Below are 15,808 nucleotides of genomic sequence, written 5' to 3' on the forward strand. Positions count from 1 at the left end.
GCGCCCTCTCCGGAAGCGGTGCGCCCCCCTCCCGACCCGCTTCGCGGGCCACCCTCCCCCGCAGAGGGGGGAGGGAGGCGACGCCCGCGCATCATCCTGGAAACACTTCAGCCACCGCCCGCGCCACCCGCGCCGTCGAGCCGGATTCGTCCAGCGGGTTGCGGCGGAGACGGTGACGCAGCGCGGAGGGCGCGATGCGCTGGAGGTGATCGTCGGTGACCGTGGTGGCGCCCTCAAAGGCGGCAAGCGCGCGGGCGGTGCGCATCAGGGTGAGTTCGCCGCGCAGGCCGTCGGTGCCGAGCGCCAGGCAGAGGCGCGCCGCGCTCTCCAGGGCGGCGTCGGGAACGTCGACGTCCGGCAGCCGCTCGCGAGCGCTCGTGAGTTTTTTCTGAAGCGCCTTCTCGGATTTGGCGTGCGCGGCGCAGAAGGCGTCGGGGTCACGCTCGTAGGCGTCGCGGCGGCGCACGACCGCGATGCGGGTCGCGATGTCGGTGGGCGTCACGACCTCGCAGGCGAGGCCGAAGCGGTCGAGGAGCTGCGGGCGCAGCTCGCCCTCCTCCGGGTTGCCGGAGCCGACGAGGACGAACTTGGCCGGGTGGCGCAGGCTCAGGCCCTCGCGCTCGACGGTGTTCACGCCCGAGGCCGCCACGTCGAGCAGCAGGTCCACGAGGTGGTCCTCCAGCAGGTTGACCTCGTCGATGTAGAGGAAGCCGCGATTGGCCTTGGCGAGCAGGCCCGGCTCGAACGCCTTCTCGCCGAGGCTCAGTGCCCGCTCCAGGTCGAGCGCGCCGACGACGCGGTCCTCGGTCGCCCCCAGCGGCAGGTCCACCACCGGCACGGGGACCTGCACGCTCTTCTTCGGGCGTGGGTTTTTTGCGCAGTGCGGGCAGGCCTCCGCCGGGCTTGCGGGATCGCAGGCATAGGGACAGCCGGGTACGGCCAGCATCTTCGGCAGCAGCGCCGCGAGCGCGCGGATCGCCGTCGACTTGCCGGTGCCGCGATCCCCGAAGACCAGAACGCCGCCGACGGACGGATCCACCGCCGCGATCAGCAGCGCGAGCTTCATCTCGTCCTGGGCGACGATGGCGGTGAAGGGGAAGGTGGGCACTTGCACAACTATCACTAGAAAATCTGAAACATTCTGTTATGCCACTCTTGAATTCTTGGCTTGGATACTTGAAAAGAACATGGTTTTGAAAGGCTTCCAAATCACATCGGAGTGGCTAACTGAAGCTAAGCGGTTATTGGATGAAAGTCCATCGAGTGAAAACGCTTACGTGAAGCCATCAGTCGGTTCAGCTTCTGCATTGATCTTTTTTAGAAATTTGGAAAAATATAATAGAATTCCCATTTTGTTTGTTAGTGTATGCGCTTTTGCAGACAACGCTGCGCACGTCGCGAAGTCTATACAGGGGCATCTGTCTGATCCAGCGATTCCTATCAAGAAAAACGAAGATCCATTCAGGGTTAATCCTGAAGCAACCAACTTGTTTGGTAAGGAGCTTCGTAAGGTGTCTGCTCCTTTGTTAGAAATGGTCTTCAGTCGTTTAGTTGATAATCTATCTAGTTATCTTTCATCAGTTACAAGAGAGTGTCTTGTATCGAAACATGAAATTCTTCGATCGAAAGAAACAATTACGTTCGAGCTTGCTCTAAATTGCGATTCTATGGAAGAGTTGCGAGAGTTAATTGTCGATCGGAAAATTGACGAACTCGCTTATCTTGGCTTCGGGAAGCTTTCGGATTGGATATCCGAAAGACTCGGTATCGATTCGCCCAGAAGACTTCCATTCTATAATCATCTTGTTGAGAGTGTCGAAATCAGGAATTGTATAATTCATAATGGATCTAGGATTGGCCATAAGTACTTGCGCACAATGCCGAGTGCTCTGCAAGTGCAGCTAAATGATCATATCGATGTTGATATCGATATGATTTACTGTTTTTCACGCGCCGCTGCAGAATATGTCTGCTGCTTGGAGGCGGGCCTTATCGAAAAATTTGCCCTTCCTACAAGTTCGACTTCTTGAGGCATCACGAAAAATCTTACTCCGCCGCTTCCTGCCGCAGCCCGATCCGCTGCCAGATCGTGCTCAGCGCCCCGACCAGGTGATCGATATCCGCATCCGTGTGGAGCGGGCCCGGCGTTATCCGCAGGCGCTCGGTGCCGCGCGGTACGGTCGGATAGTTGATCGGCTGCACGTAGATGCCGAACTCGTCGAGCAGGGTGTCGGAGATCGCCTTGCAGAGCACGGGGTCGCAGACCATCACCGGCACGATGTGCGAGGTGTTGGGCATGTAGGGGATGTTGGCCGCGTCCAGCGCCTTACGGACGCGGGCGACGCGCTCCTGGTGGCGGGCGCGCTCCGATGAGCTGCCCTTGAGATGGCGGATGCTGGCGGCGGCGCCGGCGGCGACGGCCGGGGGCAGCGAGGTCGTGAAGATGAAGCCCGAGGCGAAGCTGCGCACGAAGTCGCAGAGCTTTTCGCTCGCGGTGATGTAGCCGCCATGCACGGCGAAGGCCTTGCCCAGCGTGCCCTCGATCACGTCGAGGCGGTGGGCCAGCCCCATGCGCTCGGAGATGCCGCCGCCGCGCGCGCCGTAGAGGCCGACCGCGTGGACCTCATCGAGATAGGTCAGCGCGCCGTGCTTCTCGGCGACGTCGCAGATCTCGTCGATCGGCGCGATGTCGCCGTCCATCGAGTAGACCGACTCGAAGGCCACCAGCTTCGCGCGGCCCGGCTCGATCAGCGAGAGTTTGCGGTCGAGATCCTCGGGGTCGTTATGGCGGAAGATCTGGCGCTCGGCGCGGGAGGAGCGGATGCCCTCGATCATCGAGGCGTGGTTTTCGGAATCCGAAAAAATCACGCAGTTGGGGAGCTTCGAGCCGAGTGTGCCGAGGGCGGCCCAGTTCGAGACGTAGCCGGAGGTGAAGATCAGCGCGGCCTCCTTGTCGTGGAGGTCGGCGAGCTCGCGCTCCAGCAGCACGTGGTAGTGGTTGGTGCCGGAGATGTTGCGGGTGCCGCCAGCGCCGGCACCGCAGCGGTCGAGCGCTTCGTGCATGGCGTCGATCACCTTGGGGTGCTGGCCCATGCCGAGATAGTCGTTCGAGCACCAGACGGTGACGTCGCGCGGGCCTCCCGGCGTGTGGTGCGTGGCGCGGGGGAAGCCGCCGCGATGGCGCTCGAGGTCGGTGAAGACGCGATAGCGGCCCTCCCGATGGAGTCCGGCGATCTCGGCACCGAAGAACGCTTCGTAGTCCATGGCCGTCCTCCCAAACCGCGGGTTTTGTCCCGTACGGTGTTCAGTTCGATCAGTCGCGCGGCGATGCCGCGGTGTCTTCGGTCTTGACCGCGATCGGCGCGGCCTTGCCCGGCAGGCTCCAGTTCCAGAGCGCGGCCGAGGGCAAGGGTAGCATCAGGAACCAGTGTTCCAGCACCGCCAGAGCCGTGAGGCTGGCCAGCAGCGTGAAGCCGACCACTTCGTATGTGGCGATGCCCTCGGCCAGCAGCGCGCGACCCATCAGCGCGACGGCGATGGTGCCGAGGCTGACCGAGAACGGAAACAGCAGGTTCATCGGTTTCTTGGTGAGGAAGCCGGCGAGGTAGCCGAGATGCGGCGGCAGGAACTCGGCGTTGAGGTTGCGCACGCCCAAAAACATGTTGAGCCGGGCCGAGGCGTTCATCAGCACCAGCGTCGCGTAGGTGCAGAGCGCGAAGTGGTTCGGCTGGCCCCAGGTCAGCACCAGGATGGCGAGGCCACCCAGAACGATCGCGAATTCATGCCAGAGGCTCGTCGCCAGAGCCGCAAAAAACTTGTCGACGCCGCGCAGGTGCGGCGGGCAGGCCACCGGCCGCGGGCCGGAGACGAAGCCCATGTAGTAGCTCATCTCCTGCCAGCCCCAGACCAGCACCGCCGCGGTGAAGGCGGTGTAGACGCCGGTCTCCGTTGCGTCCGCTGCGCTCGCGCCGATCGCCCACAAAGCCGCGAACAGCACCAGCGTCCCGCCTGCCATGCTCCACTTGTGGGTCTTTCGCGGTAGGTGATCCAAGAGAAGGATCACGCCGGTCGAGAACCACCAGAGCAGAACCGCGTAGAGCGCAGGCGTGGCGTAGGCCGACATTCGCGCCCTACCACACCGGCTGGAGACGGATGTCGGCCGGCATCTGATGGTCCTTCACGGGAAGAAGGTACAGACGCACGAAGGTGGCGGCGGCGATGGCGGTCTGCCCGGCGTGCTTGAGCTTGCCGCCGATGCCGCCCTCCGCCTTCGCCTCGGCGATCTTGGTCGAGCAGGCGAGGAGCTTGTCGAGGCCCTGTTTGAATTTCGGATTGTCGATGTCGAGGGTGATCGGAAAGGTTTGCTTCGAGATTTCGGAGGTGATCCGGAACACCGTGAAGTCGTAATCCGTCGGCGTGACCCCGAGCGCCTTGTGGAAGGCCGGCCGGCAATGGTCGCGGACGTACATCGTCGCGTAGACGGCGAGCAGGAAGAAGCGGATCCAGTAGCGGTTCACGCCCTGGGTGAGCTTCGGGTTCGCGCGCATCAGCAGGGCAAAGGCCTCGCCGTGGCGGAACTCGTCGTTGCACCAGAGTTCGAACCACTTGAAGATCGGGTGGATGCGCCGCTCAGGGTGCCGTTCGAGCTCACGGAAGATGGTGATGTAGCGGGCGTAACCGATTTTTTCGGACAGATACGTCGCGTAGAAGATGAACTTCGGCCGGAAGAACGTGTATTTTTTCGTCTTCGTCAGAAAGCCCAAGTCGACGCCGATGCCGAAGTCTTTCAGCGTGTCGTTGATGAAGCCGGCGTGGCGCGCTTCATCCCGGCTCATGAAGCCGAACAGCTCCTTGATGTCCTTGTTCTTCGCGCGCTTGCGCATCTCGGCGTAGAGCACACAGCCCGAAAACTCGGCGGTGATCGACGAGACGAGAAAGTCGAGGAATTCCCTGCGGAGCGCAGGCTCCATCGCGTCGAGGTCGCAGTCGAAGGCGCCGTCGCGGGTGAAGTGGCGCTTGTTCGGGTCTGCGCGCAACTCTTCGATGAGGATGTCCCATTCCCGCCGCACCGGCTCGACGTTGGTCTTGTCGAGCTCGACGAAGTCGGTCGTGTAGAAGCGCGGGGACAGGAAGGTGGTCTCCTGCGCCGACTTGGTCGACTCGTTGACCGGATAGCGCGGCACGGGACCCGTGGCGTTCGGGGGCTGAACGTTCGCGTTCACAGCGACCTCCTCTCCGAAAAACTCACTTCGTAGAGCTCGGTGAGCTCCAGATGGGCGATCAGCTTGGTCCAGGCCCGCTCGATCGCGCCGGCACGCGTCACGGTGGCGTGGCGCTGCACGACGATGCGCTCGCCGAAGGGCGGCAGCGTCGGCGCGTCGTGGACCTGAACCTCGTCGCCGGGCTCGATCTCGAAGCCGGCGTCCAACGTGACATGCGCGTGGAGGCTCTCGGGCGTGTGCTCGATCTCCACGGTGCAGGGCACCTCGACGACGGTCTTGCCGATCCAGCTCATTGCGGCGCCCCGGTGTCGCCGGGGAGCAGGCGGGCGAAGGCGAGCGCGTTCGGCTGGCCGAAGGCTTCCAGCGGCACCTTGCGCCCGGTGGCGTCGTCGTCGAGGGAGAGCGTGCCGTTGTCGTAGCGGGTCAGCTTGAACGGCGCTTCGCGGCCGAGCCCGGCGCGCTGGCGCGCCTGGGCGAGGCCACGCATCGTGGCGCGCATGAAGTTGTCCTCGCCGGGATGGATCGTCAGCAACAGCCGGTCGTCGGCGGCGTCGCGCATGGCGATCGAGCCGTCGGCCACATCCGCCACGCGGAACGCAACGCTGGAGACGATTTCGGCGGCGGGGAGCTGGGTGAGCCCGACGCTCTCGCTGCGGCCGATCGAGACGGCCAGCATCGTGAACCCCATCAGGGCCCCGGCACCAACCATCGCCGCCAACGGCAGCGAGCCTTTTCGCGCAGTCTCCGACATGACCGCCTCCCTGAGATCAGCTAGCGAGCGCCGGCCGCGACGAACGCGCCCTGACGATCGGTTGCGCGTTGCCGCGTCTTGATCACAGGCATAGCCGCATCGACCTGACCGGCATAGGCCGAGAGTGCCCGCGCGAGCAGGGCTGCGACCTTTTCTGCCTCCGGAATCGACCGCAGCATCGGCTCGGGCTGAGTGACGTGCCAGGGCCGGGCATGGGGCCAGAGGTGGAGGTAGGCGACGCGCTCGCCAGCCTTCATCTGCACGGGCAGGTCGCCGCTTCCGTCGGAGAAGCTGTGCAACCCGGCGCCCTCGGTCATGGCGTAGGGCAGGTTCAGCGTGATCGGCAGAGCGATGCCGACCCGCATCACCACGCGGCGGTCGGTGATGGTGTAGACCGTGGTGCGGTGGACGAGCCAGGCGAACAGCAGGAGGAGCGCGAGTGCGCCCGCACCGATCGCCAGCGTCGGTACCGCCATGGCGAGCGCCGAGGCGTAGGAGCCGTCGGTGGCTGCGAGGCCGCCGAAGACGAGGGCGGCCAATGCGAACCACGCCACCACGAGGCGAGCATGGAAGATCCGTGAGAAGGCGCCGGCGACGGTGGGGGCACCCTGCCAGAGGATGCGCTCGCCGGGGGGAAGCGGCTCGGGCAGGCCGCGGGGGGAGAAGGGCTCCGGCTTCGTCATCACAGCAGCGGCTCCGCGCGATACGGGGTGGCGTAGAGGGTGCCGGCGCCGAAATAGGAGACGATCCGCTCCTCTTCCTGCAGGGTCACCGAGTCGGGATCCGCGGTCGCCGGGATACCGGCGAACTGCGCGGCGAGGAGCGCCTCGGACTTCACGGTGCGGGTGATGCTGCCGGTTGTGCAGAAGGTCGCCGGCATCAGCACCCTCTTGCCGCCGACGCCGAGCTCTACCTCGTAGTAGCGCACCATGGATTCACCGCGGTCGATCCAGAGATCGCTGACGGTCCCGGCGACCTGACGGTCTGCGCCGAACACGGTCATGCCGATCGGGTTCGGGCCGTCCTCGTGGACGACGAAATGGTCGGCGACGCGCAGCGGCACGATCCGCTTCTGGCCGTCGAAGGTGTGGTCGTGCTCGTTGTCGCGGTTCGCCCAGGAGCCGGGGCCGACGCGCTCGGTGAGCGGGTTGCCGGTGGGATCGTAGGGGGCGCCCGGCCAGGGCTCGCGCTTCCGGCTGGCCACGTCTGTGTCGTAGGTCGGATCGGGCGCCGGCGCGTACTTGGTGATGCCGTTCGAGAGGTGGAACGCCTTGGGCCGCGGGATCAGGACGGGGTCCGGATTCTTGAGGCGGCCGAAGGCCTCGGCCTCGAGGGGATAGCCCTCGCGGCGGTCCTCGCGGCGCAGCCAGAACACCAGGCCCGCGAAGAAGATCCAGAACGCGTACAGGGTGACCTGCGCGACGTCGATGTATCCGGTGATTTCGCCTCTCGGCAGCATGGTCGTTCTCCCGAAGGTTCAGCTGGGCTGGTTGACGAGGGTTTTGGGTGTAAGCAGGCGCGTGCGTCCCTCGTCGGGGCGTACGACCCGGGTATTCGCGCTGGCTTCCGCACGAACCAGCGGCCCGATCGCGATCAGCGTCGCGAACAGGAAGGCGATCTCGATGTGGTAGACGATGAGGTAGCCGATCGCCGGCTCGTTCATGCCCTCGCCGAGCACCCCCGACTGGGCCACCGCAGCGCCTACGTCGCGCAGGATGCCGCTCGCGGCGATGGCGAGGCCGGCGGCCGAAGCCTGCACGGCGCCCCAGGCGCCGAGGGCGAGACCCGTGTCCTCTGGGCCTGCCTTGGCCATCGAGGCGGTGAGCGTGCCGTGGGCGAACAGGCCGCCGCCGAGGCCGATCAGCGTGACACCGGCGGCGAAGAGCCGGGCCGAGTCGAGGGGCGCCGCGAAGATCACCGCCGAGAAGGCCGCGATGCCGATCACGCTGCCCGCCGCCGCCACGCGAAAGGCGTCGCCGCCGCGATTGAGCCAGCGTGCCGCGATCATCAGTCCGAGCCCGCCGCCGGCCGCGAGCATCGCGGTGAGCGCCGTGGTCTGGCCGACCGAGAGCTTCAGGATCTGGCCGCCATAGGGCTCGAGCAGGATGTCCTGCATCGAAAACCCGGCCGTGCCGAGGCCGATCGCCACGAGCCGCCGCCGCGCCGTGCCGTCGCCAGCATAGGCGCGCCAGGACTCGGCAAAAGTGGCGCGGGGGGCCGACTTGTCGCTGCGGCTGGTGTCGCGGGGTTCCTGCTTCCAGAGGGCGATGCCGTTGAGCACGATCGTCACAAGGGCCGCGCCCTGGATCACCTGGATCAGGCGGACCGGCGAGAAGTTCGCGAGCAGCAGGCCGAAGACGAGTGCGCTCACCACCATGCCGGCGAGCAGCGCGGCGCAGAGCAGCGCGACCACCTTCGGCCGAGCATGGGCCGGGGCGAGATCGGTGGCGAGCGCGAGGCCCACCGTCTGCGTGGTGTGGAGCCCGGCGCCGACGAGGAGGAAGGCGAACGCTGCCGCGACGTGCCCGACCCAGTGCGGTCCGGTGGTGTCGCCCGACAGGATCAACAGGGCGAAGGGCATGATCGCCAGCCCGCCGAATTGCAGCAGCGTGCCGAACCAGATGTAGGGAACCCGACGCCAGCCCAGCACCGAGCGGTGCGTGTCCGAGCGGAACCCGACCAGCGCCCGCAGCGGCGCGAACACAAGCGGCAGCGACAGCATCACCGCGACGATCCAGGCCGGCACCTCCAGCTCGACGATCATCACCCGGTTGAGCGTGCCGATCAGCAGCACCGCGGCCATGCCGACGGTCGCCTGAAACAGGGCCAGCCGCAGCAGCCGGCCGAGCGGCAACTCGACCGTCGCGGCATCCGCGAAGGGGAGGATCGACGGGCCGATGCGCAGGAGCGCATCGGTGAGGGCGCGGGTCGCCTTCATGAGCGCCGCAGCTCCAGCGCGTTCGAGAGGTAGAAGAAGCTGTTGATCCGCTTGGTGCGCTCCACCGAGAAACGGCTCAGGGCGGATTCCTTGGCGATCAGCCGTTTCAGCCCACCCTCGGTGACCGGCACGATCGCGGGTGCCCGGTCGCTCTTCGGGAAGAACGAGCCGGCGGCGTGCATCACGGTCAGCAAGGCGGTGCGCGGCGCCACCGTGAAGACGATCGAGCCGTCGGTGCGCAGCGCCAGTTCCGCCAGCGCGCGGACGATGTCGGTGCTGCGGTAGTGGATCAGCGAATCCATCGCGACGACGTGGTCGAAGCGCCCGAGCCAGGGATCGAGCATGTCGCCAACGCGAAAGTCGATCGAGCCGGGGCCGGCGATCTCCGGCAGGCGCTCGCGGGCGAGCCCGACCAACGTCGGCGAGACGTCGATCGCCACCACCTCGGCCCCGCGCCGGGCCGCCTCGACAGCGAGCGCGCCGGTGCCGCAACCGGCGTCGAGCAGACGCTTGCCGGTCATGTCCTCGGGTAGCCACGACAGCAGGTTCGCCCGCATGGCATCGCGCCCGGCCCGCACCGTCGCGCGGATCCTGGAGACCGGTGCATCGGAGGTCAGGCGCGACCAGGCCTCCACCGCGGTGCGGTCGAAATAGGTGGTGAGCTGGCCGCGGCGGAGGCTGTAGGTCGAGCTGGTCATCGCGCGGAAGCCCTCAATCGAACCCGAGGAACTCGAACAGGTCGCGGTCCTTCATCGGCGTGGCGAGGCACGGGTCGCCGCCGGCCCAGAGCGTCTCGGCGAGCTTCATGTATTCGGCGACGACGAGGTCGCGCTCCGGCGAGGCCTCCATCTCGAACAGCGTCGACTTCTTGAGGCGCGAGCGCCGGACGATGTCGAGGTCGGGGAAATGAGCGAGGCGCTTGAGGCCGACGGCGTCGTTGAAGCGGTCGATCTCGTCGGTCTTGGCCGAGCGGTTGGCGATGACGCCGCCGAGACGGACGTTGTAGTTCTTCGACTTGGTGTGGATCGCCGCGACGATGCGGTTCATCGCGAAGATCGAATCGAAGTCGTTGGCGGTGACGATCACCGCGCGGTCGGCATGCTGGAGGGGCGAGGCGAAGCCGCCGCAGACCACGTCGCCGAGCACGTCGAAGATCACCACGTCGGTGTCTTCGAGGAGGTGATGCTCCTTGAGGAGCTTCACGGTCTGGCCGACGACGTAGCCGCCGCAGCCGGTGCCGGCCGGCGGCCCGCCGGCCTCGACGCACATCACGCCGTTATAGCCCTCGACCACGAAATCCTCGACGCGCAGCTCCTCGGAGTGGAAGCCGACCGCTTCGAGGGCGTCGATCACGGTGGGGGCGAGGCGCTTGGTGAGCGTGAAGGTCGAGTCGTGCTTCGGATCGCAGCCGATCTGCAGCACGCGCTTCCCCATCTTCGAGAAGGCGACCGACAGGTTCGACGAGGTGGTCGACTTGCCGATGCCGCCCTTGCCGTAGACCGCGAACACCTTGGCGGTGTCGATCTTCAGGTCCGGATCGAGCTCGACCTGGAGGCTGCCCTCCTCTTTCCGTGCGATGACCGGGTTGCGAATGGCGATGTTCATGCGGCGACTCCTGCCGGGATGCTTGCCGTGATGCCTTCGAGGCGGTCTTCGAGCTCTTCCTCGGCACGGTCGAGCGCGTCGCGCGTCTCCGAGTCCGGGGTCCAGAAGCCGCGGCGGTGCGCCTCGATCAGTCGCTGGGCGACCTTGGCCGAGGCGGTCGGGTTGAGCGCGGCCATGCGCTCACGCATGGCGGGGTCGAGCACGTAGGTCTCGGTGATGCGCTGGTAGACCCAGGGCGCCACCGCGCCGGAGGTGGCCGACCAGCCCATGGTGTTGGTGAGATGCGCCTCGATCTGGCGCACGCCCTCGTAGCCGTGGCCGAGCATGCCCTCGGTCCATTTCGGGTTGAGCATGCGGGTACGGGTCTCAAGCGAGACCTGCTCGGAGAGCGAGCGCACGACGCCCTCGCCGCGGGTCTGGTCGCTGATGAAGATCGGCACCGCGTCGCCCTTGGCGCGGGCGACGGCGCGGCCCATGCCGCCGAGACCGTCGAAGTAATGATCGACGGAGGTGACGCCGACCTCGACCGAGTCGAGGTTCTGGTAGGCGAGGTCGACCTTGGCGAGCACGCTCGCCATCAGCCCGCGCTGCGCGGCGGCCTTGCCGTCACGGCCGTAGGCGAAACCCTTGCGGCGCGAGAAGGTCTCGGAGATCTCGTCCTCGTCCTCCCAGCGGCCGGATTCGACCAGCTGGTTGACGTTGGCGCCGTAGGTGCCCTCGGCGTTCGAGAAGACCCGCAAAGCCGCCGTCTCGATGTCGCAGCCATGCTCGGCTTGGTGGGCCAGGGTGTGCTTGCGGACGAAGTTCTGCTCCACCGGCTCGTCGGCGGTGGCGGCGAGGAACGAGGCCTCGGCCAGGAGTTTCGTCTGAAGCGGCAGCAGATCGCGAAAGATGCCGGAGAGGGTGACGACCACGTCGATGCGCGGGCGGCCGAGCGTCTCAAGCGGGATCAGCGTCGCCCCGCAGAGCCGGCCGTATCCGTCGAAGCGGGGGGTCGCGCCGACGAGCGCCAGGGCCTGGGCGATCGGGCCGCCCTCGCTCTTCAGGTTGTCGGTGCCCCAGAGCACGATGGCGATGCTCTCGGGAAGCGGCGCGCCCTCGTCGCGGTAGCGGGCGAGGATGCGGTCGGCCTGACGCCGGCCGTCGGCCACCGCGAAGGCGGAAGGGAGCCGGTACGGGTCGAAGCCGTGGATGTTGCGCCCGGTCGGCAACACGGCCGGGTTGCGCAGCAGGTCGCCGCCCGCGACGGGCGGAATGAAGCGGCCGTCGAGTGCCCGCAGCAGCGCCGGGATCTCGTGGTCCCGCGACAGCAGCGCGTCCGTCTCGCGCAAGCCCGCGAAGGCGGCGCGGTGTGTGTCGTCGAGCGGCAGGCCGCCGGCCGCGAGGGCCGCGTCGACGGTCTCGCCCGCGACGAGGGCTTCGATGCCGGCGCGCTCGGGAACGAGGCCGTTCGAGGCTTCGGCCAGCGCCAGCAGCAAGTCGACCCGCTCCTCCAGCGGCGTGCCCTGCCCGACGACGTGCAGGCCGTGCGGGATCAGGGTGTGTTCGAGCTCGGAGATCGCGAGCCCGAGCTTCAGCACCTTGCCGCCGAGGTCGTCGGCCCAGACCGGCTCGGCCGGAGCGAGGTCGAGGGCGGCGGCCTGGACCTGGATCAGCTCGGCGAGGTCGTGGCGCTCGCCCTCGGCCTCCGGCTCGAGGGCGCGCCAGCGCTCGATCGAGCTCTTGAGATCGATCAGGCCGCGGTAGAGGCCAGCCTGGGCGAGGCTCGGCGTCAGGTAGCTCACCATGGTCGCCGCCGAGCGGCGCTTGGCGATCATGCCCTCGGAGGGATTGTTGGCGGCGTAGAGGTAGATGTTCGGCAGTGCGCCGATCAGCCGCTCCGGCCAGCAGGTGTCGGACAGGCCGGTCTGCTTGCCGGGCATGAATTCCAGCGCGCCGTGCGTGCCGAAATGCAGTAACGCGTCGGCGCGAAAATCTTCGCGCAGGTAGCGGTAGAAGGCCGAGAAGGCGTGCGTCGGCGCGAATCCCCGCTCGAACAGCAGCCGCATCGGATCGCCTTCGTAGCCGAAACCCGGCTGCACGCCGACGAAGACGTTTCCGAGTTGCACGCCGAGGACGAACAGCACCGATCCGTTGCTGTTCTGGCGGCCCGGGGCCGGTCCCCATTGCGCCTCGATCTCGGCGAGATAGCGCTCGCGCCGGACATGGTCGTCGGCGGGGATACGGTGATGGACGTTGGCGGGCGTTCCGTAGCGGGCGGCGTTTCCGGCCAGCACGGCGTTGCGCAGGTCGTCGACGCTCTCCGGAACTTCGACGTCGTAGCCCTCGTCCTTCAGGCCCTTCAGGGTGTTGTGAAGCGACTGGTAGACCGACAGGAAGGCGGCCGTGCCGATCGAACCGGCATTCGGCGGGAAGCCGAACAGCACGATCGCGACCTTTCTCTCGGCGACGGCTTTCCGCCGGAGCGAGACCAGGCGCTCGACACGGGCGGCGAGCATGTCGGCCCGCTCGGGGTGAGCGCGCATGTCGCGGGCGTTTGCGCCCATCGAGCTGCTTGAGCGGCCGCCGAACACCATCGGCGCGGTGGCGCCGTCGAGTTCGGGGATCGCGACCATCATCGTGGCCTCGACCGGCGAAAGGCCGCGGTCGGAGCCTTCCCACTGCTCGATGGTCTGGAATTCGAGGGCGTGGGCGGCGAGGTAGGGCACGTCGAGGCCGCTCAGCGTCGCCTCGGCCGCAGCCGCATCGTTGTAGGCGGGACCGCCGACGAGGGAGAAGCCGGTGAGCGAGACCACCGCGTCGACGGCCGGGCGGCCGTCGCGCTTGAAGAAGGCGTCGACCGCCGGGCGGTTGTCGAGGCCGCTGGCGAAGGCCGGCACCACGGAGAGCCCGCGCCCTTCAAGGGCCGCGATCACGCCGTCGTAATGTGCGGTGTTTCCGGCCAGCACGTAGGAGCGCATCACGAGGAGGCCGACGCGGCCCTTGCCGGCAGCGGCCACGGGCAGCCGCGACGCGTCCTCGCCGATGCGGCCGGTCAGGCGCGGATGGTAGAGGCCGGTCTCGGGGTAGCTCAGCGGCGCCGGCGCGGCGGCGGTCTCGCGCCAGGCCTCGCGCGGGCCGGCGGCATAGCGGCCGACGAGGAAGCGCACGAGGTTGGCGATGTTCTCGTCCGAGCCCGAGAGCCAGTATTGCAGCACGAGGAAGTAGGCGCGCAGGTCCTGCGCCTTGCCGGGGATGAAGCGCAGGATCTTCGGCAGTTTGCGGATCATCGCCATCTGCTTGGCGCCGTTGCCCTGGGCGCCCGGCTTGCCACGCAGCTTCTTCAGGAAGTCGAGGGCGCCCCGCGTCGTGCCGTCCATGTTGAGACGGTTCATCCGCGTGGTCTTGACGATCTCGGAGGCCGAGAGCGCGCCGATCATCGCGTCGCAGTGCTCGCGGCGCGCCAGCAGCGCCGGCAGGATCGCCTTCACGTGCTCGTCGATGAACAGCATCGCGGAGAAGACGATGTCGGCCCGGGCGATGTCGGCCTTGCACTCTTCTAGCGCGCGCGGGTTGGTGTCCCATTCGGACGCCGCGTGAAAATCGATCACGAGGCCCGGCATCTCGTCGCGGAGCCGCAGGCGGCCGCGCTCGAGCGCGCTCGCCATGTGGTTGTCCATCGTCACGAGGACGATGCGGAGCGTCGGGCGCTCAGCGGCCGAAATGCGCTTTGGCATCGTACAGGGTCTCGACTGTGATGATCGCGAGCGCGCGCTCGCGGGCGAAGCGTTCGGTGTTCGCGCGGGCCTTGCCGCGCACGAAGAATGGGATCTTCTTCAGTTCCTTCTCGGCCTCGACCGCCCAAGGCGCGGGGCTATGCGTGGTGATGGAATCGACGGTGGCGGGAGCAGGCGACGGCGCGAGGGGCGGCACGACCGTCGCCTGCTCCACGGCGTCGGAACTCTCCCTCGGCTTGCCGCCGAGATGCGAGGGCGCGACGCCATCGTGGAACTCGGGGTCCTCCCGGAACATGCCAAGGAGATGCTCTTCGAGGCCCATCATCAGCGGGTGGACCCAGGTATCGAACAGGACGTTGGCGCCCTCGAAGCCCATCTGCGGGGAGTGGCGGGCCGGAAAGTCCTGGACGTGGATCGGCGCCGAGATCACCGCACAGGGCACGCCCAGGCGCTTGGCGATGTGGCGCTCCATCTGCGTTCCGAGCACGAGCTCCGGCGCGGCCGCCTGGATCGCCGCCTCGACGTCGAGGTAGTCGTCGGAGATCAGCGCCTCGACGCCGTGCTCGGCCGCCTCGGCCCTGATCTCGCGGGCGAATTCGCGGGAGTAGGTGCCGAGGCCGACGACCTTGAAGCCGAGTTCGGTCGCGGCAATGCGGGCGGCTGCGAGCGCATGCGTGGCGTCGCCGAAGATGAAGACGCGCTTGCCCGTGAGGTAGGTCGAGTCGACCGAGCGCGAGTACCACGGCAGCCGCGAAGGTGCGCCGGCCAGCACGGGAGCCGGATCGACGCCGGCCAGTTTCGCCACCGCCTCGACGAAGCGCTCCGTGGCCTTCACGCCGATCGGGACGATGTCGACGAAGGGTTGCTTGAAGGTCTTTTCGAGGTACTGCGCGGCGGCCTTGGCGACCTCCGGATACATCACGACGTTGAAGTCGGCCGCGCCGAGGGTGCCGAGATCGGCCGGGGTCGCGCCCATCGGGGCGACGACGTTCACGTCGATGCCGAGGGCCGCCAGGAGCTTGCGGATCTCGATGACGTCGTCGCGGTGGCGGAAGCCGAGGGCGGTCGGGCCGAGGATGTTGCAGAGCGGCCGGCGGCCCTCACGAGGCATGCGATCCACGGCCTGACCGGCCAACGCGCGGACCAGCCGATAGAAGGTCTCGGAGGCGCCCCAGTTCTCTTTCTTCTGGTAGGCCGGCAGCTCCAGCGGGATCACCGGGATCGGCAGGGCCAACGCCTTGGCCAGACCGCCCGGATCGTCCTGGATCAGCTCGGCCGTGCAGGAGGCGCCGACGATCATCGCCTGGGGCTGGAAGCGCTCGTAGGCTTTTGCGACGGCGTTCTTGAAGATCTCGGCCGTGTCGCGGCCGAGATCCTGTGCCTGGAAGGTGGTGTAGGTTACCGGCGGCCGCGCGTCGCGCCGCTCGATCATGGTGAAGAGCAGGTCGGCGTAGGTGTCGCCCTGCGGCGCGTGCAGCACGTAGTGCAGGCCCTTCATCGCGGTCGCGATGCGCATCGCGCCGATGTGGGGAGGCCCCTCGTAGGTCCAGACGGTGAGCTGCATCAGGAGCGCTCC

14 protein-coding genes are annotated in these 15,808 nt (G+C 67.3%); 1 reads left to right on the top strand and 13 read right to left on the bottom strand.

The annotated features are described in order from the left end of the window. Positions 1–91: 91 nt before the first annotated feature. Positions 92–1,108: a magnesium chelatase ATPase subunit I gene (gene bchI, locus MHA02_RS12370; RefSeq protein ID WP_147079033.1), complete on the bottom strand. Its 1,017-nt coding sequence runs from the start codon at positions 1,106–1,108 to the stop codon at positions 92–94. Here bchI and MHA02_RS12375 point away from each other — a divergent pair. Beyond that, positions 1,089–2,030, top strand: coding sequence for a hypothetical protein (locus MHA02_RS12375; RefSeq protein ID WP_147079035.1), 942 nt, complete (start codon positions 1,089–1,091; stop codon positions 2,028–2,030). The two genes, bchI and MHA02_RS12375, sit on opposite strands and share 20 nt — an antisense overlap. 16 nt (positions 2,031–2,046) lie before the next feature. Here the strand turns inward: MHA02_RS12375 and hemA are convergent, their stop codons facing one another. The 12 genes from hemA to bchB are packed head-to-tail and all read right to left on the bottom strand — an operon-like array spanning position 2,047 to position 15,796. Continuing rightward, positions 2,047–3,264 (bottom strand): 5-aminolevulinate synthase, encoded by a 1,218-nt coding sequence (hemA, locus tag MHA02_RS12380; protein ID WP_147079037.1) that lies wholly within the window; start codon positions 3,262–3,264, stop codon positions 2,047–2,049. Positions 3,265–3,313: 49 nt separating this feature from the next. Beyond that, the gene (gene puhE / locus MHA02_RS12385; RefSeq protein WP_147079038.1) at positions 3,314–4,123 is read right to left on the bottom strand and encodes a putative photosynthetic complex assembly protein PuhE; all 810 of its coding nucleotides are present in this window, start codon (positions 4,121–4,123) and stop codon (positions 3,314–3,316) included. 7 nt (positions 4,124–4,130) lie between these two features. After that, positions 4,131–5,222 carry a magnesium-protoporphyrin IX monomethyl ester (oxidative) cyclase gene (gene acsF, locus MHA02_RS12390; protein WP_147079040.1) on the bottom strand — a complete coding sequence of 364 codons (1,092 nt, stop codon included), beginning with the start codon at positions 5,220–5,222 and terminating at the stop codon, positions 4,131–4,133. Next, positions 5,219–5,515, bottom strand: coding sequence for an O2-dependent cyclase accessory protein (locus MHA02_RS12395; RefSeq protein WP_147079042.1), 297 nt, complete (start codon positions 5,513–5,515; stop codon positions 5,219–5,221). The genes acsF and MHA02_RS12395 overlap by 4 nt, the downstream gene beginning before the upstream one ends. Continuing rightward, positions 5,512–5,973, bottom strand: coding sequence for a photosynthetic complex assembly protein PuhC (gene puhC, locus MHA02_RS12400; RefSeq protein WP_147079044.1), 462 nt, complete (start codon positions 5,971–5,973; stop codon positions 5,512–5,514). Before puhC ends, MHA02_RS12395 begins: the two co-directional genes overlap by 4 nt. A 20-nt stretch (positions 5,974–5,993) precedes the next feature. After that, positions 5,994–6,656, bottom strand: coding sequence for a photosynthetic complex putative assembly protein PuhB (puhB, locus tag MHA02_RS12405; protein ID WP_147079046.1), 663 nt, complete (start codon positions 6,654–6,656; stop codon positions 5,994–5,996). Next, positions 6,656–7,429: a photosynthetic reaction center subunit H gene (gene puhA, locus MHA02_RS12410; RefSeq protein ID WP_147079182.1), complete on the bottom strand. Its 774-nt coding sequence runs from the start codon at positions 7,427–7,429 to the stop codon at positions 6,656–6,658. The genes puhB and puhA overlap by 1 nt, the downstream gene beginning before the upstream one ends. A gap of 21 nt (positions 7,430–7,450) precedes the next feature. Next, positions 7,451–8,911, bottom strand: a complete 1,461-nt coding sequence (locus MHA02_RS12415; RefSeq protein WP_147079048.1) for a BCD family MFS transporter — start codon at positions 8,909–8,911, stop codon at positions 7,451–7,453. After that, positions 8,908–9,609 (bottom strand): magnesium protoporphyrin IX methyltransferase, encoded by a 702-nt coding sequence (gene bchM / locus MHA02_RS12420; RefSeq protein ID WP_147079050.1) that lies wholly within the window; start codon positions 9,607–9,609, stop codon positions 8,908–8,910. Before bchM ends, MHA02_RS12415 begins: the two co-directional genes overlap by 4 nt. Before the next feature lie 13 nt (positions 9,610–9,622). Further along, positions 9,623–10,516 carry a ferredoxin:protochlorophyllide reductase (ATP-dependent) iron-sulfur ATP-binding protein gene (bchL, locus tag MHA02_RS12425; protein ID WP_147079053.1) on the bottom strand — a complete coding sequence of 298 codons (894 nt, stop codon included), beginning with the start codon at positions 10,514–10,516 and terminating at the stop codon, positions 9,623–9,625. Continuing rightward, a complete protein-coding gene (locus MHA02_RS12430; protein WP_147079055.1) occupies positions 10,513–14,232 on the bottom strand; it encodes a magnesium chelatase subunit H in 3,720 nt (1,239 codons plus the stop codon). The genes bchL and MHA02_RS12430 overlap by 4 nt, the downstream gene beginning before the upstream one ends. Next, the gene (gene bchB / locus MHA02_RS12435) at positions 14,207–15,796 is read right to left on the bottom strand and encodes a ferredoxin:protochlorophyllide reductase (ATP-dependent) subunit B (protein WP_147079057.1); all 1,590 of its coding nucleotides are present in this window, start codon (positions 15,794–15,796) and stop codon (positions 14,207–14,209) included. The genes MHA02_RS12430 and bchB overlap by 26 nt, the downstream gene beginning before the upstream one ends. Positions 15,797–15,808: the final 12 nt, after the last annotated feature.

This window comes from Methylobacterium haplocladii, assembly GCF_007992175.1.
Lineage (GTDB): Bacteria > Pseudomonadota > Alphaproteobacteria > Rhizobiales > Beijerinckiaceae > Methylobacterium > Methylobacterium haplocladii.

What these genes read in the sequence shown, in the direction of transcription:
- hemA (WP_147079037.1), bottom strand. Translation starts at nt 3,264, where the DNA reads ATGGACTACGAAGCGTTCTTCGGTGCCGAGATCGCCGGACTCCATCGG.
- puhC (WP_147079044.1), bottom strand. Translation starts at nt 5,973, where the DNA reads ATGTCGGAGACTGCGCGAAAAGGCTCGCTGCCGTTGGCGGCGATGGTT.
- puhB (WP_147079046.1), bottom strand. Translation starts at nt 6,656, where the DNA reads ATGACGAAGCCGGAGCCCTTCTCCCCCCGCGGCCTGCCCGAGCCGCTT.
- MHA02_RS12415 (WP_147079048.1), bottom strand. Translation starts at nt 8,911, where the DNA reads ATGAAGGCGACCCGCGCCCTCACCGATGCGCTCCTGCGCATCGGCCCG.
- bchM (WP_147079050.1), bottom strand. Translation starts at nt 9,609, where the DNA reads ATGACCAGCTCGACCTACAGCCTCCGCCGCGGCCAGCTCACCACCTAT.
- puhE (WP_147079038.1), bottom strand. Translation starts at nt 4,123, where the DNA reads ATGTCGGCCTACGCCACGCCTGCGCTCTACGCGGTTCTGCTCTGGTGG.
- bchL (WP_147079053.1), bottom strand. Translation starts at nt 10,516, where the DNA reads ATGAACATCGCCATTCGCAACCCGGTCATCGCACGGAAAGAGGAGGGC.
- MHA02_RS12430 (WP_147079055.1), bottom strand. Translation starts at nt 14,232, where the DNA reads ATGCCAAAGCGCATTTCGGCCGCTGAGCGCCCGACGCTCCGCATCGTC.
- bchB (WP_147079057.1), bottom strand. Translation starts at nt 15,796, where the DNA reads ATGCAGCTCACCGTCTGGACCTACGAGGGGCCTCCCCACATCGGCGCG.
- MHA02_RS12395 (WP_147079042.1), bottom strand. Translation starts at nt 5,515, where the DNA reads ATGAGCTGGATCGGCAAGACCGTCGTCGAGGTGCCCTGCACCGTGGAG.